Raw genomic sequence first — 21540 nt, forward strand, 5'->3', positions numbered from 1 at the left:
GTCGCGCGTTTTAACCCCGAATATGAACTCCCGCTGGAAACACGATCATGCGTAAGGGGCTTCTCCTCCTCGGGCTGCTGGCTCTCGGCGGCTGCTGGGAGGACACGCCGGCCAAGGGGCAGGCCGGTTCGGGCAATGACGTGATGAGCAAGGCCCGCGCCGCGGCGGAGGAGCGGATCCGCGGCCTCGCGCGCGACCGCGAGAACCTTCGCTTCCGCGCCGTCGAGACCTATCGGCAGGCGGTGGCCGACACCTATGCCGTCTGCGGGCAGGCGACGCTGGCGGGCGACACGATCTTCATCCCCTTCGTCTCCGTCGTGACGGCGTCCGGCAATGATCTGGCGGTCGAGCAGTATGTCGCGCGCAACAACGTCGAGGCGACGCGCGTCTATGTCGAGCTGGTCGGCCGCTGCTTCGAGGGCGGCGGGCCGCAGATGCGCGCCAACGGCACCCCCGTCGCCGGCCTCACGCCGCCCCTGCCGAACGGGCTGCCCCTTCTCAACGAGGTGACGCCCGAGCCGCCGAAGGTGCTGGACCCCACTTCCCCCTCGGCCGCCTCGGTACCGCCTGGATCGGGCAGCATGATGCCGGCCGGCACGCTGGCGATGCGCCAGAACGGCAATATCCGCTCATCGCCCACGGGCGGCGGCACGGTCCTGCGCGTGGCGCCGAACGGGGCCGTCCTGAAGGTTTTCGGCACGGCGCCGGGAGGCTGGTTCCAGGTGGGTGAGGCGGGGCCCGAGGGCTGGGTCCATCGCAGCATGACCACGCCGCCATCGGGAGCCATCGCCTCGGCCCAGTAGCGGCCAAGTACCAGCAGCGGCCCTGGTCCCCCCTGCCGGATTCGAACCGGCACACCCCAGGGGTGAGCGATTTTAAGTCGCCTGCGTCTACCGTTCCGCCAAGGGGGGCCGCCCGTAGCATAGCGCGCCTGGAGGCGGCGTCACGCCACCTTCAGGCGGCGGGGCGGGAAGGGTCCCGGCCGGCGGTCACGGCCTCGATCAGCATCCGTTCCGTCAGGATCTGCGGCAGCACCACCGGCGCCGCACCGCCCGCGGGGTAGAAGAGGTAGAGCGGCACGCCATCCCGCCCCTGGGAGCGCAGGAGGGCGGAGATCGCAGCATCGCCGCGCGTCCAGTCCCCGGTCAGCACCACCACCCCCTCCCGCGCGAAGGCGGCGCGGGTGGCGGCGGTGTCGAGCGCCACGCGCTCGTTCACCCGGCAGGTGATGCACCAGGCGGCGGTGAGATTCACGAAGACCGGCCGCCCCTCGGCCCTGAGCGTCGCGACCCGGGCCTCCGACCACGCCTCGCCCGCCGCTTCCGCCGCCATGTCGGGCGCCGGAGCGGAGAGGACGCGCGGCAGCATCGCGAGCGCGGCCAGCAGCGCCAGGGCGGCCAGCCCTCGCCCGGCCCAGCCGCGCCCGCCCGAGGCCTGCGCCGCCCCAAGCGCCCAGGCCGCGAAGGCCACGAGCACCGCGCCCGCCAGCACCGGCACCAGCCCATCCGGCCCCGCCTGCACCGACACGACCCAGGCGAGCCAGGCCGCAGCCGCGTACATCGGGAAGGCGAGGGCTTGGCGCAGTCGTTCCATCCAGGCCCCCGGGCGCGGCAGCAGCCGGGCGAGAGAGGGGGCGAGGGCCAGCGCCGCCTGGGGCAGCCCCATGCCGAGCCCCAGGGCCCCGAAGATCAGCAGCGCGGCGGCGGGGGGCATGGTCAGCGCCGCGCCGAGCGCCGCCGCCATGAAGGGCGCGGTGCAGGGCGTGGCCACCGCGACCGCCAGCAGCCCCGTGCCGAAGCTCCCCGTCCGCCCGCCGAGCGAGGGTCCGCCCACGGTGAAGACGCCGGAGAGATTCAGCCCGACCCCGAGCATCAGCAGGGCCATGGCCGCGACGAAGCCGGGCGAGGTGAACTGGAAGCCCCAGCCCGCCGCCATCCCCGCCGCGCGCAGTGCGATGAGCAGCCCGCCCAGGGCGAGGAAGGCCGCCATGACCCCCGCGAGATAGGCCAGCGCCTCCCCCCGCACCGCCGCGCGGGAGGCGCCGGAGAGGCGCGCGATCCCCATCGCCTTCATCGCCAGCACGGGGAAGACGCAGGGCATGAGGTTCAGCACCAGCCCGCCGAGCACCGCCCAGAGCACGGCCTGCAGGAGCGGGGTGCCGGCGGGAGTGGTGGGCATCGGGCCGATCGCGGGGGCGACGGCATAGGCGCTGCGCACGCCCGCCGCGTCGGTGAGGGTCACGACCCCCGGCAGCTCCGCCGGCAGCGGGGCGCCCTTCGCGCGCGTCAGCCCGAGCACCAGCGCGCCCTCCCTGAGGGAGAGAGGCTGCGGCGCCGTGTTGTCCAGCGCGCCCGACGCCTCGGGGAAGAAGAAGGCCTCCCGCACCGCACCGGGGGCAAGGCCGGGGCCGGCGATCTCGATGGCGCCGCGCTGGCCCTCGAAGCCCATCCGCGCCGCGAAGGGGGAGGGGCGGGGAAGCGCCGCCTCGGCCGCGCGGAACAGCGCGGCGGCGGCCGGATCGGGCCGCGCGGCGGCCTCCACCGGGAGGTCCAGGCGGAAGGCGCCTTCCTCCGGCACGCAGATCTGCTCACAGACGAGCCAGCGCCCCTGGCCCTCGACCGTGAAGAGCCGGCCGGGCACGAGGTCGGCGGGCGGCGTGACCTTCAGCGGGAAGACGGCCTCGCCGAGATAGCCGAAGTTGACGAGCGGCCCGAAGGGGATGCGCTGCGGTGCCGGGAAGGCCATGGCCCCGGCCTCCCCGCCATCGGGCAGGGCGAGGTCGAGGGCGGGCGGCTCGCCGGCATCGCCCGGATTGGTCCAGTAGGAGTGCCAGCCCGGCGCCAGCACCTGCCGCAGGGCGAGGCGGAAGGGCTGGCCCGGCGCCACCGACGCCACCTCGGCCACCAGCGTCACGCGGGCACGGGGCGACTCCACCGCGCCGCTCTCCACCGCGCCCGCGGCGAAGGGCGCGAGGAGGACCGCCAGGAGAAGGGCGAGGGCGCGCATCGCCACGGCATAGGGCCGATGCGCGGTTCCCGGCAATGACGAGTTCAGGCGCTCGCCGTGTCGAGCGCCGCGATGTCCTCCGGCGAGAGGGCGAGGTGCACCGCGCGCACGAGGCTGGCGAGCTGGTCGGGGCTCGTCGCGCTCGCGATGGGCGCCGTCACCCCCTCCCGCGCGATCACCCAGGCGAGCGCCACCTCGGCGGGCTTCGCGTCCAGCCGGGCGGAGACCTCGTCCAGCGCGCCGAGGATCCTCATGCCGCGCTCGTCGAGATACTTCGCCACCCCCTGGCCGCGCTGGCTCTTCGCGAGATCCTCCTTCGAGCGGTACTTGCCGGAGAGGAAGCCGGAGGCGAGGGAGTAGTAGGTGATCACGCCGATCCCCTCGCGCATCACGAGGTCGCGCAGCGGGCCGTCGAAGCCAGAGCGGTCGTAGAGGTTATACCCCGGCTGCAGGGCCTCGTAGCGCGGCAGGCCCTTCTCCGCCGAGACCTTCAGCGATTCCTCCAGCAGCGCCGCATCGTAGTTGGAGGTGCCGATCGCCCGAACCTTCCCCGCGCGCAGGAGCTTTTCGTAGGCCCGCAGCGTCCCCTCCTGCGGCGTGCTCGGGTCGGGCCAGTGGGACTGGTAGAGGTCAATGACGTCGGTGTTCAGCCGGCGGAGCGAATCCTCCACGGCCTTCTCGATCCAGCCGGGCGAGAGGTCCTTGTGGCCCTGGCCCATGTCGGAGCCAACCTTGGTGAGGATAAGCACTCTCTCCCGCTTGCCGGGATTCGCGCGCAGCCAGTTGCCGATGATCGTCTCGGACTCGCCGCCCTGATTGCCGGGCTTCCAGCGGGAATAGACGTCCGCGGTGTCGATCGCGTTCAGCCCGGCATCCACGAAGGCGTCGAGCAGGGAGAAGCTCGTCCGCTCGTCGATCGTCCAGCCGAACACGTTGCCGCCGAAAACGAGAGGGGCGATCTCCAGGCCGGATCGGCCGAGCGGGCGCTTCTGCATGGGTAAGTCCTTGTTTCCGTGAAGCCCGAGTTGGGGCCTTCCCGCCGGGATGCCCAGGGGGCGGCCGCATCGCCGCCGCGAAGGGACGGGTGAGCTGAAACGCGGCGGGGGCGCGCCGGTTAGCCCCGGAGAAGGCAGCTCGATCGGGGGAACGTTCCATGCGGCAGGAACAGCGTGCCGAGCGCGCGCTGGACGCGCTGAGCTTCTTCGTCTCTGACGCCCGCTACGGGCTGGGCGCCTTCCTCGGCGTCTATCTCATGACCGAGCACGGGTGGGATGCGGGCAGCATCGGCGCGGCCCTCTCGATCGGCGGCCTGACCGGCCTCGTCTCCCAGGCGCCGCTCGGCGCGCTGGTCGATGCGGTCAGGGCCAAGCGCGCGCTGATCGCCGGCGCGGTGGTGGTGGTCACGGCGACCTGCATCGCCATCCCCTTCGCGCCGCAGTTCTGGCCGGTGGCGCTGGCCGGGCTGGTCGGCGCGCTCGCGGGGGTGACGATCGGGCCGACCCTGGCCGCCATCTCCCTCGGCGTCGTCGGGCCCGAGCGCTTCGCGCGGCGCGCGGGGCGGAACGAGTCCCTGTTCCATCTCGGCGACGGCATGCTCAGCCTGATGATCTTGGTCACGGCGCCCTTCCTGGGCAGCCCGATGCTGTTCTGGTCCATGGGTCTCACGGCCCTGGCCAGCGTCGTGGCGGCGGCGATGGTGCCGGGCCGCGCCATCGACCACGAGGTCGCCCGCGGCCTGCCGCCGGGCGACGTGGCGCATGCCGTCCGGCCCTCGGCCTGGCGCGTGCTGCTGGCCTCGCGCCCGCTGCTGATCTTCGCCGGCTGCGGGGCGCTGTTCCACCTCGCCAACGCCTCCATGCTCGGGCTCGTCTCCCAGAAGCTCGCGCTCGCGCATGTCGGCCAGGGCATCACCCTCACGGCGGCCTCGGCCATCGCGGCGCAGTCGGTGATGGTGCCGGTGGCGGCGCTGGCCGGGATGCGGGCCGATCGCTGGGGGCGCAAGCCGCTGCTCATGGCCGCCTTCCTCGCCCTGGCGCTGCGCGCGGTGCTCTACACCCTCTCGGACAACATCGTCTGGACCATCGGGGTGCAGTTGCTGGACGGGGTGGGCGCCGGGCTGATCGGCGCGCTCTTCCCCGTGGTGGTGGCCGATCTCACCCGGGGCAGCGGGCATTTCGCGGCCGCGCAGGGGGTGGTGGGGACGGTGCACGGCGTCGGCGGCGTCCTCAGCGCGGCGCTCAGCGGGCAGCTCGTGGTGATGGCCGGCTACGACACCGCCTTCCTCGCCCTCGCTGCCTTCGCCGCGCTGGGGGCGGTCCTGTTCTGGCTCTTCATGCCCGAGACCCGGGACGTCGCCGCCATCGCCACGGCCGGGGTGGAGCCGGAGCCCGGCAGGCCCGCCCTCTCGCCGGAGCGGGGGTGAGCGGCGCTGCCGGCGTTTGACAAGCCGCGCCCCCGCCCCGAGACGGGCAGGGCATGAACCTGCCCGAACTGCCCGTCTCCGAGGCCCTGCCCGCGCTCCTGGCCGCGCTGCGCGAGCGGCCCAACGCCGTGCTCGTCGCCCCGCCCGGCGCGGGCAAGACCACCATCGTGCCCCTCGCCCTGCTGGGGGAGCCCTGGGTGACGGGCAAGATCCTCGTGCTGGAGCCCCGCCGCGTGGCCGCCCGCGCCGCCGCGCGCCGCATGGCCGACCTGGCCGGGGAGGGCGGGCCGGGCGGGCTGGTCGGCCTCTCCACCCGGCTCGACCGCGCCGTCTCCGACCGGACGCGGGTGGAGGTGGTGACGGAGGGGCTGCTGGTGCGCCGGCTGCAATCCGACCCCGGGCTGGAAGGCGTCTCCGCCGTTCTCTTCGACGAGGCGCATGAGCGGCATCTCGACACCGATCTCGGCCTCGCCCTCTGTCTCGACATGCAGCGGGAGCTGCGGCCGGAGCTGCGCCTCCTCGCCATGTCCGCGACGCTGGACGCCGTCGGCTTCGCGGGGCTGCTCGACGCCCCCGTGATCGAGAGCGCGGGCCGCGCCTTTCCCGTGGTGGTCCATCACCGCCCGCGCGACATCAAGGAACCCCGCGACCTTCCGGAAGCCATGGCCGCCGCCATCCGCGAGGCGCTGCGCGAGCATCCCGGCGACGTCCTCGCCTTCCTTCCGGGCTGGGGCGAGATCCGCCGCACGGCCGAGCGGCTGGGCGGGATCGCGGCCGAGATCCTGCCCCTCCACGGCGAGATGCCGCCCGCCGAGCAGGACCGCGCCCTCAACCCCTCGCCCAACCGCAAGGTCGTGCTCGCCACCTCCATCGCCGAGACATCGCTGACCGTGCCCGGGGTGCGGATCGTGGTGGATGGCGGCTTTCGCCGGGCGCCGAGGCTGGACGCGGCGACGGGCCTCACCCGCCTGGCCACCATCCGCATCTCCCGCGCCGCGGCCGAGCAGCGCGCGGGGCGCGCGGGCCGCACCGAGCCCGGCGTCGCCATCCGCCTCTGGACCGAGGCGCTGCACCGCGGCCTGCCGCTCGCCGACCGGCCGGAGATGCTGGAGGCCGAGCTGTCCGGCCTCGCCCTGGACTGCGCCGCCTGGGGCGCGGAGCCGCGCGCGCTCTCCTTCCTCGACCCGCCGCCCGAGGGCGCGCTCGCCGCCGCCCGCACCCTGCTGCACGACCTCGACGCGCTGGACGGCGAGGGCCGCATCACCCCGATCGGCCGCCGCATGGCCCGGATGGGCGCCCATCCCCGCCTCGCCCGGGTGATGGTGGAGACGCGCACGCCGGGGGAGGGCGCGCTGGCCGCCGACCTCGCCGCCCTGCTGGAGGAGCGCGACCCCATCCGCAGCCGCGAGGCGCCCACCGACCTCCACGTCCGGCTGGACCTGCTGCAGGGCGGAGACCACCCGGAGGCCGACCGCGCCACCGTCGCCCGCATCCGCCGCACCGCGCAGCTCCATCGCCGCCGCCTCTCCGTGCCCGAGCGCACCCCGCCCGAGGGCGATCCCGCCGCGCTGCTGGCGGCCGGCTTCCCCGACCGAATCGCCGCCCGGCGCGGGGTGATGGAGGGGGCCTTTCGGCTGTCATCCGGCCAGGGCGCGCGCCTGGCCGCGACCGACCCGCTGCGCAAGGCGCCGCTGCTGGCCGTCGCCGCCCTGGAGTTGGCCGGCACCGAGGCCCGCATCCGCATGGCCGCCCCGCTGGACCGCGCCGTGCTGGAGGCCCGCTTCCCCGAGCGTTTCGTGCGCGAGGAGGTGACGGAGTTCGACGCCCGCACGGGCGCCGTGGTGGCCCGCCGCCGCCTGCGCTTCGGCCCACTGGTGCTGGAGGAATCGAACCTCCCCCATGCCGATCCCGCCGCTGTGGCCGAGGCCCTGGCCCGCGCCGCCGCTTCCCGCGCCTTCCGCGACCTCGACTGGACGAAGGCGGCCACGCAGCTCCGCGCCCGCCTGCGCTGGGCCCATGCCACGGAGGGCGCCCCCTGGCCGGACATCTCCGATGCCGCCCTGGCCGCGGGCGTGGCCGAATGGCTCGCCCCCCATCTCCACGGCCTTTCCCGCCTATCGGAGCTGAAGACGCTGGACGCGGTGGCGATCCTGCGCGGCCTCGTTCCCTGGGAGTTCGCGCGGCGCCTGGACGCCGAGCTTCCCCCGCGCGTGGACCTGCCCGAGGGCCGCAGCGCCGCCATCGACTACGACCGGGAGGTGCCGGCGCTGGAGGCCCGCGCGCAGCACCTCTTCAGTCTCGCCGCCACGCCGCCGCTGATGGGCGGGCGCATCCCGCTCCAGGTCTCGCTCCTCTCCCCCGCCGGGCGCCCGGTCGCCGTCACCTCCGATCTCGCGGGCTTCTGGCGGGGCGGCTGGGCGGAGGTGCGGCGGGAGATGCGCGGGCGCTACCCGAAGCACGCATGGCCCGAGGACCCCTCGCGGGGTGCCTGAGCCTTGAACGCGGCCGGATCATTCCCCTCTATGGGGGAGAAATCCCTGGCGAGTCCCGGAGAACAACACCCGCCCATGCCCCAGCCCTTGCCTCGCCGCGTCGCCCTGCTCGGCTTCGCGGCCCTCGCCGCCGCGCCCGGCTGCAGCCCCGGCGAGGTCCTGGCCCAGACGCCGCGCATGACGGTGCTGCCGGACTTCGCCGACCTCGCCCAGGCCGTGCTGCCGGCGGTGGTGAACATCGCCGTCATGGGCGAGCAGTCCTCCCAGATCCCGCCCGAGCTTCGCGGCACCCCTTTCGAGCGCTACTTCCGCGAGCGCCGGGGCGGCCGGCAGCAGGTGCAGGGCGCGGGGTCGGGCTTCATCATCGACCCCGCGGGCTATGTGGTGACGAACAACCACGTCGTCGGCTCGGCCGCCCGCGTCGTCGTCTCCCTCCAGGACGGCACGGAGCACCCGGCCCGGGTCGTGGGCACGGACGAGCTGACGGACCTCGCCCTGCTGCGGATCGAGTCCCGCGTGCCGCTGACCGCCGTGCCCTGGGGCAGCACCCCCGTCCGCGTCGGCCAGTGGGTGATGGCCGCGGGCAACCCCTTCGGCCTCGGCGGCACGGTCACCACCGGCATCGTCTCCGCCCGCGGGCGCGAGATCGGCGCCGGGCCCTTCGACGACTTCATCCAGACGGACGCGGCCATCAACCCCGGCAATTCCGGCGGCCCGCTCTTCAACACGGCCGGCGAGGTGATCGGCATCAACACCGCCATCTACTCCCCCTCGGGTGCCTCGGCCGGCATCGGCTTCGCCACCCCCTCGGACCTCGCCAAGGGGGTGATCGACCAGCTCCGCCGCGACGGGCGGGTGGAGCGCGGCTGGCTCGGCGTGGCCGTGCAGGACGTCGGCACCGATGCCCCACGCGGCCGGCGCGGCGTGCAGATCCAGGGGGTGGAGCGCAACTCCCCCGCCGCCCGCGCGGGGCTGCGCCAGGGCGACCTCGTCACCGCCCTCAATGGCGACCGCATCGAGACCTCCCGCGCCCTCATCCGCACGATCGCGGGGGTGACGCCTGGGCAGAGCGTTCGGCTGACCCTCACGCGGGAGGGGCGGAGCCAGGACGTCAACGTCCAGGTCGGGCGCCGCCCGGCCGGGACGGGGACGCCCCAGTAACCCGCAATAACCCGCCCACCTTGCGCGCGGGGCCGCGCCGTGACGCTATGGGGTCGAGCAGGGCCGGGCCGCAGGGCGCCGGCCCACCCACAATAAGCAGAGAACCCCCGTGCGTATCCTGTTGGTCGAGGACGACCCCGAGGTTGCCCGCTTCGTCCGCCGCGGCCTGACCGAGGCCGGCCACAGCGTCGAGCACCGCGACAATGGCCGGGACGGCCTCTTCGCCGCCGCCGGCGAGCCCTTCGACCTGCTCGTGCTGGACCGCATGCTCCCGGGCGGGGTGGACGGGCTGCGCCTGGTGGAGACGCTGCGCGCTCAGGACAACCGCACCCCCGTCCTCTTCCTCACCGCCCTCTCGGCGGTGGACGAGCGCGTGCGCGGGCTGAAGGCGGGCGGGGACGACTACCTCACCAAGCCCTTCGCCTTCGCCGAGCTTCTCGCCCGGGTGGAGGCGCTCGGCCGCCGCCCGGCCGCCGAGGTGCCGGCCACCAGGCTGCGCGTGGCGGATCTCGAGCTGGACCTCCTCTCCCGCACCGTCACGCGCGGGGGCAAGCGGATCGACGTGCAGCCCCGCGAGTTCCGCCTGCTGGAGCATCTGATGCGCCATGCCGGCCAGGTGGTCACCCGCACGATGCTGCTGGAGAAGGTCTGGGACTACCACTTCGATCCCCAGACGAACGTGATCGACGTCCATGTCTCCCGGCTCCGCCAGAAGCTGGACCGGGGCTTCGATAAGCCGCTGATCCACACCGTCCGCAATGCCGGCTACATGATCCGCGCGGAGGATGCGGGCTAGGGCCCGCCCGTGCCGGTCGAGGAGCTTCGCCGCGCCCCTGTCCCGCGGCTGGTGGAGAGCGCGGGCTTCCGCTTCGCCGTCTTCTTCGCCGTCATGTTCCTCCTCGGCGGCGTCGCCTTCGCGGGGATCGTCTGGTGGAACACGGCCGGCGGGCTGGACCGGCAGACGGACGCCGCCATCCGCGCCGATGTCTCCGCCCTGACCGCGCGCTTCCGCGACAGCGGGCGCAACGGCGTGATCGAGACCATCGCCTTCCGCCTCGGCCGCGACGACGACTCCCTCGACCTCTACCGCCTGACGGACGTCGAGGGGCGCCAGCTCGCCGGCAATCTCGACACCACGCCGGACGAGCTGGACGGCCCCCCGCCGGAGAGCGAGCCCCTGCGCTGGCTCCGCGCCCCGTTGATGCGGGAGGGCCTGCTGACCGAGGCCCGGCTCTACCGCGCGGACCTGCCGAACGGGGACCGGCTGATCGTCGGGCGCGACGTGGAGGAGCGGCTGCGGCTGCGCGAGCTGCTGGCGCGCGGTCTCGGCTGGGCCGCCAGCGCCGCCGCGATCATCGCCCTGGTGGGCGCCCTGCTGCTGCGCCGCGCCCTGCAATCCATGCTGCGCCCGGCCGCCGACACCGTGACGGCCATCGCCGGGGGAGACCTCTCGCAGCGCGTCCCCCTCTCCGGGCGGGAGGACGAGTTCGACCGCCTCGGCCGCACGCTCAACGCCATGCTGGACCGCATCGGCACCCTCATGGCCGGGATCCGCGGCGTGTCGGACGCCATCGCCCACGACCTCCGCACCCCCGTCGCCCGCGCCCGTGGCCGACTGGAGGAGGCGCTGGAGGGCGATGCCGCGACGATGCGCCGGGCCATCGAGCAGGGCATCGCCGATCTCGACGGCATGACCCGCATCTTCCACGCCGTCCTCCGCATCACCGAGGCCGAGACGGGGGCCCGCCGCGCCGCCTTCGCGCCCCTCGACCTCACCCCCCTGCTGGCGGACGCCGCCGAGCTCTACGACGCCATCGCCGAGAGCCGCGCCGTCACGCTCCGGGCGGACCTCCCCCCCAGCCTGCCGCTGACGGGGGACCGCGACCTCCTGCTCCAGGCCGTGGCGAACCTGCTGGACAACGCCGTGAAGTTCTCCCCCGCCGGCGGCCGCATCCGCCTCTCCGCGGAGGAGGCCGGCACCGCGCTCCGCATCACCGTGGCGGATGAGGGGCCCGGGCTGGCCGGCGACGACCGCGCCCGCGCCGGGGAGCGCTTCTTCCGCGCCGACAGCGCGCGCGCGACGCCGGGCTACGGCCTCGGCCTCTCCCTCGTGCGCGCGGTGGCCGGGCTGCATGGCGGCGAGCTGATCCTTGCCGACGCCCATCCCGGCCTCAGCCCGCCGGGGCTCGCGGCCATCCTCGTCATCGAGAAGGGGCCGCCCGCCCCGGCGGGGGGGGCGTGACGGCCCGCACCCCCGCCCTCAGGCCAGCCCTGGCCGGCTCGGCGGCGCTCTGCACGACCATCGGCCTCGCCCGCTTCGGCTACGTGCCGCTCTTCCCCGCCCTCGTCGCCGCGGGCTGGGTGGGGGGAGGGGAGGCGGGGGCGCTCGGTGCGACCACCTTCGCCGGGCATCTCGTCGGCGCTCTCGCGGCGCCGGTGCTGGGGCGGCGGCTCGGCACGCGGCGGGCGCTGGACCTCGCCATGGCCCTCGCCACCCTCTCCTTCCTCGCCTGCGCCCTGCCGCTCGGCTTTCCTTGGCTGGCGCCCTGGCGGGGGGTGGCCGGGGTGGCCGGGGGCATCGCCATCTCCCTCGCCGGCCCCGCCGTGCAGGCCGTGACGCCCGAGGGGGCGCGGGGCGGGGCGGGTGGCATCGTCATGGCGGGGGTGGGGGCAGGGGTCGCCCTCGCCTCGCTGCTCCTGCCGGCCCTGCTCGGCGCGGGGGTGGCGGCGGCCTGGATCGGGCTCGGCCTTCTCTCCGCCGCGCTCTGGGCCTTCGCCCATCCCCGCTGGCCCGACCCGCCCCTTCCCCCGGCCGGACCGGCCCAAGCCCCGGCAGGCCCGGCCGGCACGGTGGCGGCCCTCACCCTGGCCTACGGCCTCTCGGCGGCCGGCATGGCCGCTCCCATGGTCTATCTCGCCGATCTCGCCGTGCGCGGGCACGGGATGGGCCTCGCCGCGGGTGGGCTCGTCTGGTCCCTGTTCGGGCTGGGGGCGGTGGCGGGCACGCTCGGCGGCGGGCGCCTGGCCGACAAGCTGGGGCGCCGGGCCATGCCGCTCTGGATGGCGGCGCAGGTCGCGGCGCTCGGCCTCGCCCTTCTGCCCCACGCCGCCGCCGTGCCGGGGGCCGCCCTGCTCTCGGGCTTCTCCGGCGTGGGGATCTCCGCCGTCGCCCTCGGGCGGCTGCGCGGCCTCACCGGCGCGGGCACGGGGCGGGCCTGGGCGCGGGCGACGGCGGTCTATGCGGCGGCGCAGGCCGGGACGGGCTATGCCTTCGCCTGGCTCTTCGCCGCCATGGGGGAGGCGCACCCGCCCGTCTTCCTCGCGGGGCTGGTTCTCAGCCTGCTCGGGCTACTGGTCGCGCTGCGGCGCGGGTAGGCCGAGAGCGTTTTCCGTTCGCCTTGGCTCACGGCAAGCGCTCCAGACTTTTGTCGAGCGAGCAAATTCCCCCTTCCGGTGACGCGGCCCGTTCGGGGTTTGCTCTAGACGGCCGAGGAGTGCCGTCGGGCAGCCGGGGCGAGATAGGCGTCGAAGCAGGCCGCGACCTGCCGCACGAAGCGCCGGCCCATGGAGGTCACCTCCACCCGCCCATCCCCGACGCGGACCAGGCCCTGCTCCACCAGCGGCTCCATCCGCTCCAGCGCCGCCGGCAGCGCGCCGGGGGGAACGAGGCCGAGGTCGAGGGCGAAGTCGCACATCAGCCGTTCGATCGCCCGGCCGCGCCAGCGGTCCTCCTCGGTGAGCGCCACGCCGCGCGCCACGGGCAGCCGGCCCTCCGCCACGGCCGCCGCATAGGCCCGCTCGTCCAGCAGGTTCTGCGCGTGGCCGCCCGGCAGAGTGCCGATGGCCGAGGGGCCGAGGCCGATCAGCGCCGGCGCGTCGTCCGTGGTGTAGCCCTGGAAGTTCCGCCGGAGCCCTCCCGCGGCGGCGGCTCGCGCCAGCGGGTCCTCCGGCCGGGCGAAATGGTCCAGCCCCAGCGCGACATAGCCCGCGGCGGCCAGCACCGCCTCGGCGGCCTCGGCCTGCTCCATCCGCTCCTCCACCCCCGGCAGGGCGGCGGCGTCGATCGCCTTCTGGTGCGGCTTCATCCAGTCCACATGGGCGTAGCCGAACACGGCCACACGGTCCGCGCCGAGCCAGGAGACGAAGCGGGCGCTCGCCTCCACATGGGCGACCGTCTGGCCGGGCAGGCCGTACATGAGGTCGATGTTCAGCCCGCCCAGGCCGGCGGCGCGCAGCCGCTCGGCCGCGACCGTCACCATCTCCGCCGGCTGGATCCGGCCGATGCGGGCCTGCACCTCGGGCGAGATGTCCTGCACGCCCAGGCTCGCGCGGGTGAAGCCGAGCGAGGCGAGGGTCTCGACCATCGGCTCGTCCAGGGTGCGGGGGTCCAGCTCGATCGCGACCTCCGCCCCGGCGCGCAGGCCGAAGCGGGAGCGCAGCGAGGCCATGACGGACCTCATCCGCGCCGGCCCGAGGATGGAGGGCGTGCCGCCGCCGAAATGCAGGTGCGACACCCCGCCATGGCCGGGCAGCGCCGCCGCCAGCAGCGCGGCCTCTGCTTCCAGGGCATCGGCGAAGGTCGCGACCCGCGCCTCGGAGCGCGTCGCCTTCGTGTGGCAGGCGCAGTACCAGCACATCTCCCGGCAGAAGGGCACGTGCAGGTAGAGGGAGAGGGGCATCCCGGGCCGCACGCCCTCGCGCAGCCAGCCGCGCAGCGTCGCCTCGTCCAGCGGCCCGAACTGGGCCGCGGTGGGATAGCTCGTGTAACGGGGCACCCGCGCCTCGGCGAGGGCAAGGAGTGCGCGTGAAGGGGCGGTTGCGGTGGAGAGCGTCATGGCCCCGGAATAGGGCCCGGTCGATGGGGGAGCCTTGACGCAGGTCAAGCGACCGGTGTGATCCGGAACGGGGCGGCCCGCACAAAAAAAGGGCGGCGACCAGAGGCCGCCGCCGAGTTTAGGGAGGAAACGTCCAAGAAAGCGACACCGTCAATCATCACGGCGTCGTGATCCTTCTCGCAGATGTGATCGCCCGCTTCAACACAATTCTGGGTTGCGGAATGCGCTGCGCATGCCTGTTGCAGTTTTGCCGCAGTAAGCATCCCTCGTTGGAGGGCCCTCTTCCCATCCCCTCGGGCAAGACACCCCCTTGCCAGAGCCGCCCTGCCAGGGAACATCGGCGCCGTATCCAGGAGGATCGCCCATGCCGGACCCTACCGGCCCGGATAGCAGCAAGGCTTCCGGCGCGCCGCCGGAAGACCCGCGCCTGCCGCTCACCGGCCTGCGGGTCGTGGAGCTCGGCCACTACATCGCCGCCCCCTTCGCCACCCGCCTGCTGGCCGATCTCGGCGCCGAGGTGATCAAGGTGGAGCCGCCCGAGGGCGACCCGCACCGGGACTGGGGCGCGAAGCTGAACGGGCAGGCCGTGTGGTTCAGCGTCCACGGCCGCAACAAGCTCTCCGTCACGCTCGACCTCAAGAGCGAGGAGGGGAGGCGCCGCGTCCGCGCCCTCTGTGCCCGCGCCGACGCGCTCGTGGAGAACTTCCGCCCTGGCTACCTCGAGCGGATCGGCCTCGGGCCGGAGGTGCTGCGCGAGGAGAACCCGCGCCTCGTCATCGCCCGCGTCTCCGGCTACGGCCAGGACGGGCCCTATCGCGACAAGCCCGCCTTCGGCGCGATCGGCGAGGCGATCGGCGGCCTGCGGCACCTCACCGCCAATCCGGGTCAGACGGAGCTGCCGCCCCCGCGCTGCGGCGTCTCCATCAGCGACGACCTCGCCGGCATGTATGCCGCGCTGTCCCTCGTCTCCGCCTGCTGGGGGCGTGACCGAGGGCCGGAGGGCAAGGGGACGACGATCGACCTCGACCTCGTCACCTCCGTCTTCTCGCTGATGGAGGGGATGCTGCCGGAATACGGGCTGCTCGGCCGCGTGCGCCAGCCCATGGGCGCCGCCCTTCCCAGCGCCGCGCCCACCAACACCTATCCCTGCGCCGACGGGAAGTGGCTGGCGGTGGCGGGCAATTCCGACCTCATCTACCGCCGCCTGATGACCCGCATCGGCCGCCAGGACCTGGCCGACGACCCCCGCATGGCGGGCAATTCCGGCCGCTGCGCCCATGCCGCCGAGCTGGACGCCGCCATTGCCGCCTGGACCCGCACCCTGCCGGCCAAGGACGCGCAGGAGGCGCTGGAGGCCGTGCAGGTCCCGTGCTCCCGCCTCTACGACATGCGGGACTGCGTGGAGGACCCGCATTTCAGGGCGCGCGAGATGATGCTCCCCGTGCAGGACCCGCTGCTGGGCGCCGAGGTGCCGCATCCCGCCGCACCCTTCCGCTTCGAGGGCATCGCTCCCCGCGACATGATCCGCTGGCCCGGCCCCGCGATCGGCCAGCACAACGACCACGTCTTCCGCACGCTACTGGGGGAAGAGGAGAAGACCCTATGACCGGCACCGCCATCATCAGCGATGTCGCCCCGCGCGACGGGCTGCAATCCATCGGCCCCTTCGTGCCGACAGCGACGAAGATCGCCCTCGTCCGCGCCATCCACGCCGCCGGCATCCGGCGCATGGAGATCGGCTCCTTCGTCTCGCCGCGCGCCGTGCCGCAGATGGCCGACACCGCCGAGGTGCTGCGCGCCGCGCTGGAACTGCCGGGGCTGGAATGCACCGTCCTCGTCCCCAACCGGCGGGGCTTCGAGCTGGCGCGGGACTCGGGCGCCCAGCGCCTGGGCCTCTTCATGTCGGTGACGGAGAGCCACAACAAGGCGAACCTCAACCGCACGCGCGAGGAGTCCTTCGCCGACCTCTCCGCCATTGCGCGGGAGGCGACGGCGGCCGGGCTGCTGGTCCGCTTCAATCTCTCCTGCGTCTTCCACTGCCCCTTCGAGGGCGTGGTGCCGGATGCCGAGGCGCTCGACCTGATCGAGCGCGTGACCGCCATCGACCCCTCGATGGAGATCGCGCTGGCCGACACCACCGGCAACGCGGCGCCCGACCAGGTGCGGCGGATTTGCGAGCAGGCGCTCCGCTCCTGGGGCGAGCGCTTCGCCTTCCACGGGCACGACACCTACGGCATGGGCCTCGCCAACGTCGCCGCGGCCTGGGATGCGGGCATCCGCATCTTCGACTCCGCCTCCGGCGGGCTGGGCGGCTGCCCCTTCGCGCCCGGCGCCACCGGCAATGTCGCGACCGAGGACGTGGCCTGGCTCTTCCGCCGCATGGGGGTGGAGACGGGGATCGACTGGAACAGGCTGCTCGAAGCCGCCGACCTCGCCGCGCAGGTTCCGGGTGGGACACCCGGCGGGCGGCTGCGCGGCGTACCCGCCGTGCGGCGCGCGGCGTAGAGAGCGGCCCTCCCCGGGCGGCCGTGCCGGCCTAGCAGCGCCTTTCGAGGGCGAGCCAGGTCCAGCGCACCCCGCTCGCCCGGTTCCCGGCCTGGAGGGACTCCGCCTCCGCCCGGCGCAAGAGCCTGAACCCCGCCCGGGAGGCTGCCGCCACCGTCGCCTCTGGCGGTGCCTCGAAGACGGGCCGGCCGGCGGCGCCCGGCCCGTGCCGGAGCGACATCACCACCATCCCGCCCGGCGCCGTGACCGCCGCTAGGCTCGCCAGCGCGGCCTCGCGCGCCGCCTCGTCCAGGTGCTGCCAGACGGCACAGAGGGTGACGAGATCGAAGGGGCCACGCTCCCGCGTCTCCGCGAGGCCGGGAAGCCGGTCGTCCAGCCAGGTCAGGCCGCTCTCGCGGTGCAGGGCCTCGCCCGCTTCCCGAAGCTCCCTCACGGGTTCGACCGCCAGCACCCGATGCCCCTGCCGCGCGAACCAGGCCGCGTCGCGGCCCGTCCCCGCCCCGAGATCCGCGACGCGCACCGGGCGCACCGGCAGCAGGTCGAGCACGGGCGCGAAGGCGGCGCCCGGCACCAGAACCTCGAAGCGCGCGATCAGGCCCTTTGCCGCCGCCGCATAGCCGTCGAGAACGTCACCCATTCCCGGCCGGTCCCTCGCGTTGCAGATCCCACGCACCATCACCCGCTTCGTAGCTGCCGCGGAAGACGAGGTGATCTTGCCGTTGCTGAACCGGAACGGCGTCACATCAGAGCATCACCTGTGGCATTCCGCCGCCCGGCCGCTTGGGGAGCAACCCCGTCTGGGACAGCATGGGTCACCCTTCCGGTTTCCGAGGACCCACACCCGCATGTCCCTCTTCCCCAGCTGGCCCCTTGCCCGCGGCCCCGTCGTCCCCCCCGATGAGCGGCTGCCCTGGGGCACCACCACCCTGCTCGGCGTGCAGCACCTCGTGGCCATGTCCGGCTCCACCATCCTCGGCCCGCTGCTGATGGGCTTCGATCCCAACCTTGCCATCCTCTTCTCCGGCATCGGGACGCTTATCTTCTTCCTTCTCGTGGGCGGGCGGGTGCCGAGCTATCTCGGCTCCTCCTTCTCCTTCATCGCCGTGGTCATCGCCGTCACCGGCTATGCCGGGACCGGGCCGAACCCGAATATCGGCCCGGCGCTGGGAGGCATCATCGCCTGCGGTGCGCTCTACGCTCTCATCGGCGTGCTGGTGACCTTCACCGGCTCGAACTGGGTCGAGCGGCTGATGCCGCCCGCCGTCACCGGCGCGGTCGGCGCCGCCATCGGGCTCAACCTCGCCCCCGTGGCGGTGAAGGGCATCGAGGGCACCGGCCCGCATGTGCTGGTGGCGCTCGCGACGCTGGTCGCCACCTCGATGATCGCGGTCTACGCCCCGCTCGCCATCCGCCGCGTCTCCATCCTCGCGGGGATCGCCTGCGGCTACGCTCTCTACCTCGTCATCGGCAACGTCATGGGCCTGCTGCCGCCCATCTCCTTCGCCGAGCTCTCCGCCGCCCCATGGTTCGGCATGCCGGCCTTCCGCAGCCCGAGTTTCGAGTTCGGCGCCATGGCGCTCATCGCCCCCGTCGCCTTCATCCTCGTCGCGGAGAATCTCGGCCACATCAAGGCCATCGGCGCCATGACCGGGCGCGACCTCGACCCCTATATCGGCCGCGGCTTCATCGGGGACGGCATCGCGACCATGGTCTCCGGCGCCGGCGGCGGCACGGGTGTCACGACCTATGTCGAGAACATGGGCGTCATGGCCGTCACCCGCGTCTTCTCCACCCTGCTCTTCGTGGTCGCCGCCGTCTTCGCGATCGCGCTCGGCTTCTCGCCCAAGTTCGGCGCCCTTCTCCGCACCATCCCTGGCCCCGTGCTCGGCGGGCTCGCGGTGGTGGTGTTCGGCCTCATCGCCGCCGCCATGATCCGCCTCTGGGTGGATAACCGCGTGGACTTCTCCGACCCCCGCAACCTGCTCACGGTGGGCGCCTCCCTCGTGCTCGGCTCCGGCAACTTCACCGTCTCCATCGGCGGCTTCTCCATCGCGGGCATCGGCACGGCCACCATCGCGGCCATCGCGCTCTACCAGCTCCTGGGTATCGGCCGGCGCGATCCGGTGGGCGTGGCGCACGGCATGGGGGAGGATGGCGGGCGGATCCACTGACCCGCCCGGGGCTTGCCTGAGTACGGGCCGTGCCTGACGGCATAGGGATTGCCAGACCCGGGGATCTCTGTCGCGATCCCCGGGGGATCGCGAGCAGCGCTTCCCCGGGCCCTCCGCCACGGGCCCGACCCGCGCAGGACCCATGACCATGCCCCGCATTCTCCGCCTCGCCGCCGCCCAGATGGGCCCGAACCAGCGCGCCGATTCCCGGCAGGCAGTCCTCACCCGCATGATCGCGCTGCTGGAGAGGGCGGCTGGGGAGGGGGCGGAACTCGTCGTCTTCCCCGAGCTCGCCTTCACCACCTTCTTCCCGCGCTGGCTGCTCGAAGGGGCGGAGCTGGACGCCTATTACGAGGCGGCGATGCCCAACCCCGCCGTGCAGCCGCTCTTCGACCGGGCGCGGGAACTCGGGGTGGGCTTCTATGTCGGCTATGCCGAGCGCACGCCGGAGGGCAGGCGCTACAACAGCGCTATCACGGTGGCGCCCGACGGCTCGGTCCTGGCGAAGTACCGCAAGGTCCACCTCCCCGGCTCCGTCGAGCCCCGCGCGGGGGACCGCTTCCAGCAGTTGGAGAAGCGCTACTTCGAGTATGGCGACCTCGGCTTCCCCGCCTTCCGTGGCCCGGCGGAATGGGGCGCGCCGGTCATGGGCATGCTCGTCTGCAACGACCGCCGCTGGCCCGAGGCCTGGCGCGTCTATGCCCTGCAAGGGGTGGAGCTGATGGTGGTCGGCTACAACTCCGCGGCCTATGACCCCAATGGCGGTTCAACCGAGAACGAGGAGATCCGCACCTTCCACTCCACCCTCGCGGCCCAGGCCAACGCCTATATGAACGCCACCTGGGCGGTGAGCGTGGCCAAGGCGGGCAATGAGGACGGGTCGGGCCTCATCGGCGGCTCGGTGATCGTGGACCCGAACGGGGTCATCGTCGCCCAGGCGCGGACACTGGGGGACGAGGTGCTGGTGGCCGATTGCGACCTCGACCTCACCCGCCAGGGCAAGGAGAAGATGTTCAACTTCGCCGCCCATCGCCGGCCCGAGCACTATCGCCGCATCGTGGAGCAGGTCGGCGCCGAGCCGCCCGCCTGAGACGCGCCCTTAGTCGCTCGGCCCGGAGACCTTGTCGGGATAGTTGCAGAAGGCGCGCGCGACGCAGTGCCAGCACTCCGGCCGCCGCGCCTTGCAGACATAGCGCCCGTGCAGAATCAGCCAGTGATGCGCGTCCCGCAGCAGCTCCGGCGGGCAGCGCTTCACCAGCGCGTCCTCCACCGCCCGCGGCGTGTCGCCGGGCGCGAGCCCCGTGCGGTTGCCCAGGCGGAAGATATGGGTGTCCACCGCCATGGCGTTCTCGCCGAAGGCGACGTTCAGCACGACATTGGCGGTCTTGCGCCCGACGCCGGGCAGCGCCTCCAGCGCCTCGCGCTCCCGCGGCACCTCGCCGCCATGGCGCTCCAGCAGCAGGGAGGCGAGCGCCGCCACGTTCTTCGCCTTCGCCTGCCACAGCCCCAGCCGCCGGATGTGGCGCGCGATGCCCTCCGCCCCGAGCGCCGCCATGGAGGCCGCGTCGGGCGCCTCCTCGAAGAGGGTGGCGGTGGCCTTGTTCACCGCGATGTCGGTCGTCTGGGCGGAGAGGACGACGGCGACCAGCAGGGTGAAGGGATCCCGGTACTCCAACTCCGGCTGCGGCGCCGGATTCGCCTCGGCGAGCGCGCGGATGAACCCCGCCGCCTGCGCCGCCGCCATCCGCCTCGCCCGGCGGGGCTGGCGGGCGGTGCCGTGGAGGGGAGGGGGCGGGATGCGCGGGGGGCGGCTCACGGAACTTCCCATAACGCCTCACCGCTTCCCGTAGGAAGTCCGCCCGGGCACGCTATCTATCGCCAATGAGCAGCGCGCAGGAACGTCCCCTCTTCGAGGCCCTGAGCACCCCGCACCAGTCCGGCACCCAGACGGGGCTGCGGGTCGTTGCCGGGCTGGTGACGCTCGGCTCGGCCGGGCTGACGGCGCTGTTCTGGTCCCTCGGCGCCTGGCCGGTGGCCGGCTTCATGGGCGGGGAGGTGCTGCTCGTGCTCGGGCTGCTGCGCGCGCACCGCCGATGGTCCTCCCGCATGGCGGAGCGGATCACCCTGGCCGACGGCCGCCTGCGCGTGGACCGCACCGATCGCCGTGGCCGGCAGCAGGCGCTGGAGTTCGAGGCCTACTGGGCCCGGGTCACCCTCACCCCTCGACCGGGGCGGGTGAGCGAGCTGCGCCTCTCCGCGCGGGCGCGCTCGACGGAGATCGGGCACTTCCTCGGTGAGGAGAACAAAACGGACCTCGCACAGGCCCTCGAGAGAGCCCTGCACAGCTACCGCAGCCCGGTTTTCGACAATCCGCAGACCCGCGGCTGAGGGGAAGGATTCCGGGGCCGCGCTGCCCCGGATTTGGGAAACTATTCGGTCGGCGCGAGGCTCTTGATGAGGTCGAAGACCCTCTTGCGCACCGCCGGCTCGGTAATCCGGTAGTAAGCTCGGACGAGTTCGAGCGTCTCGCGCTTATGAAGTGTATCGTCCTCGAAACCTTCCTGGGTCTCGGCGAAGCCCGCCAGGCGCGACCGGAAGCCGGAGGCGGCCCCGCCCATGCTGTCGGGCATGTCATCGAAGAAGAACCCGATCGGAACATCGAGGACGCGCGCCAAGTCAAACAGCCGGCTCGCACCGATCCGGTTAACACCGCGCTCGTATTTCTGAACCTGCTGGAAGGTAAGCCCCAGCGCTTCGCCAAGCTTCTCTTGGCTCATCCCCAATAAGGTGCGGCGCAGCCTTACGCGGCTGCCCACATGAACATCGATCGGGCTCGGCCGATGCTCAACCTTTTCATTGCGCTCAAGCGCCTCCTCACCCGACATTGGCGCCATTCCTTCGTCTGACCAGGCAGGGGAGCGGCGCACGTCCTGCACACCATGGGTCAA

Annotated in this window: 18 protein-coding genes and 1 tRNA gene; 12 read left to right on the forward strand and 7 right to left on the reverse strand. The window is 73.5% G+C overall.

Features of this window, described 5'->3' with window-relative positions; genetic code table 11:
- The first annotated feature begins 47 nt into the window (after nucleotides 1–47).
- Nucleotides 48–803, forward strand: a complete 756-nt coding sequence (locus FHS87_RS02260) for an SH3 domain-containing protein (RefSeq protein WP_184513466.1) — start codon at nucleotides 48–50, stop codon at nucleotides 801–803.
- A gap of 23 nt (nucleotides 804–826) precedes the next feature.
- Here the strand turns inward: FHS87_RS02260 and FHS87_RS02265 are convergent.
- The 3 genes from FHS87_RS02265 to FHS87_RS02275 all read right to left on the reverse strand — a co-directional run bounded on the left by FHS87_RS02265 (nucleotide 827) and on the right by FHS87_RS02275 (nucleotide 4001).
- Nucleotides 827–911 (reverse strand) — tRNA-Leu (locus FHS87_RS02265).
- Between the two features lie 43 nt (nucleotides 912–954).
- Nucleotides 955–3042 (reverse strand): protein-disulfide reductase DsbD family protein, encoded by a 2088-nt coding sequence (locus FHS87_RS02270; RefSeq protein WP_246417777.1) that lies wholly within the window; start codon nucleotides 3040–3042, stop codon nucleotides 955–957.
- An 8-nt stretch (nucleotides 3043–3050) separates the two neighbouring features.
- Nucleotides 3051–4001, reverse strand: a complete 951-nt coding sequence (locus FHS87_RS02275) for an aldo/keto reductase (protein ID WP_184513468.1) — start codon at nucleotides 3999–4001, stop codon at nucleotides 3051–3053.
- 158 nt (nucleotides 4002–4159) lie between these two features.
- Between FHS87_RS02275 and FHS87_RS02280 the strand changes: the two genes are divergently transcribed.
- The 6 genes from FHS87_RS02280 to FHS87_RS02305 all read left to right on the forward strand — a co-directional run bounded on the left by FHS87_RS02280 (nucleotide 4160) and on the right by FHS87_RS02305 (nucleotide 12456).
- On the forward strand, nucleotides 4160–5428 hold the full coding sequence (locus FHS87_RS02280; protein WP_184513470.1) for an MFS transporter: 1269 nt from the start codon (nucleotides 4160–4162) through the stop codon (nucleotides 5426–5428).
- A gap of 53 nt (nucleotides 5429–5481) precedes the next feature.
- Nucleotides 5482–7920, forward strand: a complete 2439-nt coding sequence (gene hrpB / locus FHS87_RS02285) for an ATP-dependent helicase HrpB (RefSeq protein ID WP_184513472.1) — start codon at nucleotides 5482–5484, stop codon at nucleotides 7918–7920.
- Nucleotides 7921–7995: 75 nt separating this feature from the next.
- Entirely contained in the window at nucleotides 7996–9081 is a 1086-nt protein-coding gene (locus FHS87_RS02290; RefSeq protein WP_184513474.1) for a trypsin-like peptidase domain-containing protein, read from the forward strand.
- Between the two features lie 109 nt (nucleotides 9082–9190).
- Nucleotides 9191–9877 (forward strand): winged helix-turn-helix domain-containing protein, encoded by a 687-nt coding sequence (locus tag FHS87_RS02295; RefSeq protein ID WP_184513476.1) that lies wholly within the window; start codon nucleotides 9191–9193, stop codon nucleotides 9875–9877.
- 9 nt (nucleotides 9878–9886) lie between these two features.
- On the forward strand, nucleotides 9887–11323 hold the full coding sequence (locus tag FHS87_RS02300) for a sensor histidine kinase (RefSeq protein WP_312861852.1): 1437 nt from the start codon (nucleotides 9887–9889) through the stop codon (nucleotides 11321–11323).
- Nucleotides 11320–12456, forward strand: coding sequence for an MFS transporter (locus FHS87_RS02305; protein WP_184513478.1), 1137 nt, complete (start codon nucleotides 11320–11322; stop codon nucleotides 12454–12456). The genes FHS87_RS02300 and FHS87_RS02305 overlap by 4 nt, the downstream gene beginning before the upstream one ends.
- Nucleotides 12457–12560: 104 nt before the next feature.
- Here the strand turns inward: FHS87_RS02305 and hemN are convergent, their stop codons facing one another.
- A complete protein-coding gene (hemN, locus tag FHS87_RS02310; protein ID WP_312861853.1) occupies nucleotides 12561–13856 on the reverse strand; it encodes an oxygen-independent coproporphyrinogen III oxidase in 1296 nt (431 codons plus the stop codon).
- Nucleotides 13857–14280: 424 nt separating this feature from the next.
- On the opposite strand from hemN, the gene FHS87_RS02315 reads away from it, so the two are divergent.
- On the forward strand, nucleotides 14281–15522 hold the full coding sequence (locus FHS87_RS02315) for a CaiB/BaiF CoA transferase family protein (RefSeq protein WP_184513482.1): 1242 nt from the start codon (nucleotides 14281–14283) through the stop codon (nucleotides 15520–15522).
- A complete protein-coding gene (locus tag FHS87_RS02320; RefSeq protein ID WP_184513484.1) occupies nucleotides 15519–16421 on the forward strand; it encodes a hydroxymethylglutaryl-CoA lyase in 903 nt (300 codons plus the stop codon). The genes FHS87_RS02315 and FHS87_RS02320 overlap by 4 nt, the downstream gene beginning before the upstream one ends.
- A gap of 31 nt (nucleotides 16422–16452) precedes the next feature.
- On the opposite strand, the gene FHS87_RS02325 is transcribed toward FHS87_RS02320, so the two are convergent.
- Complete coding sequence (locus FHS87_RS02325) at nucleotides 16453–17058, reverse strand: class I SAM-dependent methyltransferase (protein ID WP_184513486.1); 606 nt, start codon at nucleotides 17056–17058, stop codon at nucleotides 16453–16455.
- 208 nt (nucleotides 17059–17266) lie between these two features.
- On the opposite strand from FHS87_RS02325, the gene FHS87_RS02330 reads away from it, so the two are divergent.
- Both FHS87_RS02330 and FHS87_RS02335 read left to right on the forward strand, forming a co-directional pair.
- On the forward strand, nucleotides 17267–18592 hold the full coding sequence (locus FHS87_RS02330; protein ID WP_184513488.1) for a solute carrier family 23 protein: 1326 nt from the start codon (nucleotides 17267–17269) through the stop codon (nucleotides 18590–18592).
- Nucleotides 18593–18740: 148 nt separating this feature from the next.
- Nucleotides 18741–19682: an N-carbamoyl-D-amino-acid hydrolase gene (locus FHS87_RS02335; protein WP_184513490.1), complete on the forward strand. Its 942-nt coding sequence runs from the start codon at nucleotides 18741–18743 to the stop codon at nucleotides 19680–19682.
- Nucleotides 19683–19691: 9 nt separating this feature from the next.
- Here the strand turns inward: FHS87_RS02335 and nth are convergent, their stop codons facing one another.
- On the reverse strand, nucleotides 19692–20336 hold the full coding sequence (nth, locus tag FHS87_RS02340) for an endonuclease III (protein ID WP_184513970.1): 645 nt from the start codon (nucleotides 20334–20336) through the stop codon (nucleotides 19692–19694).
- Nucleotides 20337–20473: 137 nt separating this feature from the next.
- On the opposite strand from nth, the gene FHS87_RS02345 reads away from it, so the two are divergent.
- The gene (locus FHS87_RS02345) at nucleotides 20474–20980 is read left to right on the forward strand and encodes a DUF2244 domain-containing protein (protein WP_184513492.1); all 507 of its coding nucleotides are present in this window, start codon (nucleotides 20474–20476) and stop codon (nucleotides 20978–20980) included.
- Nucleotides 20981–21021: 41 nt separating this feature from the next.
- Here the strand turns inward: FHS87_RS02345 and FHS87_RS02350 are convergent, their stop codons facing one another.
- Nucleotides 21022–21477: a helix-turn-helix domain-containing protein gene (locus FHS87_RS02350; RefSeq protein ID WP_184513494.1), complete on the reverse strand. Its 456-nt coding sequence runs from the start codon at nucleotides 21475–21477 to the stop codon at nucleotides 21022–21024.
- Between the last annotated feature and the right edge of the window lie 63 nt (nucleotides 21478–21540).

It is taken from the genome of Muricoccus pecuniae (genome assembly GCF_014199205.1).
Lineage (GTDB): Bacteria > Pseudomonadota > Alphaproteobacteria > Acetobacterales > Acetobacteraceae > Roseomonas > Roseomonas pecuniae.

Bases quoted from the DNA above. Each gene is read 5' to 3' on its own strand.
- FHS87_RS02280 (WP_184513470.1), top strand. From the start codon at position 4,160: ATGCGGCAGGAACAGCGTGCCGAGCGCGCGCTGGACGCGCTGAGCTTC.
- FHS87_RS02315 (WP_184513482.1), top strand. From the start codon at position 14,281: ATGCCGGACCCTACCGGCCCGGATAGCAGCAAGGCTTCCGGCGCGCCG.
- FHS87_RS02275 (WP_184513468.1), bottom strand. From the start codon at position 4,001: ATGCAGAAGCGCCCGCTCGGCCGATCCGGCCTGGAGATCGCCCCTCTC.
- FHS87_RS02350 (WP_184513494.1), bottom strand. From the start codon at position 21,477: ATGTCGGGTGAGGAGGCGCTTGAGCGCAATGAAAAGGTTGAGCATCGG.
- FHS87_RS02290 (WP_184513474.1), top strand. From the start codon at position 7,996: ATGCCCCAGCCCTTGCCTCGCCGCGTCGCCCTGCTCGGCTTCGCGGCC.
- FHS87_RS02345 (WP_184513492.1), top strand. From the start codon at position 20,474: ATGAGCAGCGCGCAGGAACGTCCCCTCTTCGAGGCCCTGAGCACCCCG.
- FHS87_RS02320 (WP_184513484.1), top strand. From the start codon at position 15,519: ATGACCGGCACCGCCATCATCAGCGATGTCGCCCCGCGCGACGGGCTG.
- nth (WP_184513970.1), bottom strand. From the start codon at position 20,336: ATGGCGGCGGCGCAGGCGGCGGGGTTCATCCGCGCGCTCGCCGAGGCG.
- FHS87_RS02260 (WP_184513466.1), top strand. From the start codon at position 48: ATGCGTAAGGGGCTTCTCCTCCTCGGGCTGCTGGCTCTCGGCGGCTGC.
- FHS87_RS02335 (WP_184513490.1), top strand. From the start codon at position 18,741: ATGCCCCGCATTCTCCGCCTCGCCGCCGCCCAGATGGGCCCGAACCAG.
- hrpB (WP_184513472.1), top strand. From the start codon at position 5,482: ATGAACCTGCCCGAACTGCCCGTCTCCGAGGCCCTGCCCGCGCTCCTG.
- FHS87_RS02325 (WP_184513486.1), bottom strand. From the start codon at position 17,058: ATGGGTGACGTTCTCGACGGCTATGCGGCGGCGGCAAAGGGCCTGATC.
- FHS87_RS02330 (WP_184513488.1), top strand. From the start codon at position 17,267: ATGTCCCTCTTCCCCAGCTGGCCCCTTGCCCGCGGCCCCGTCGTCCCC.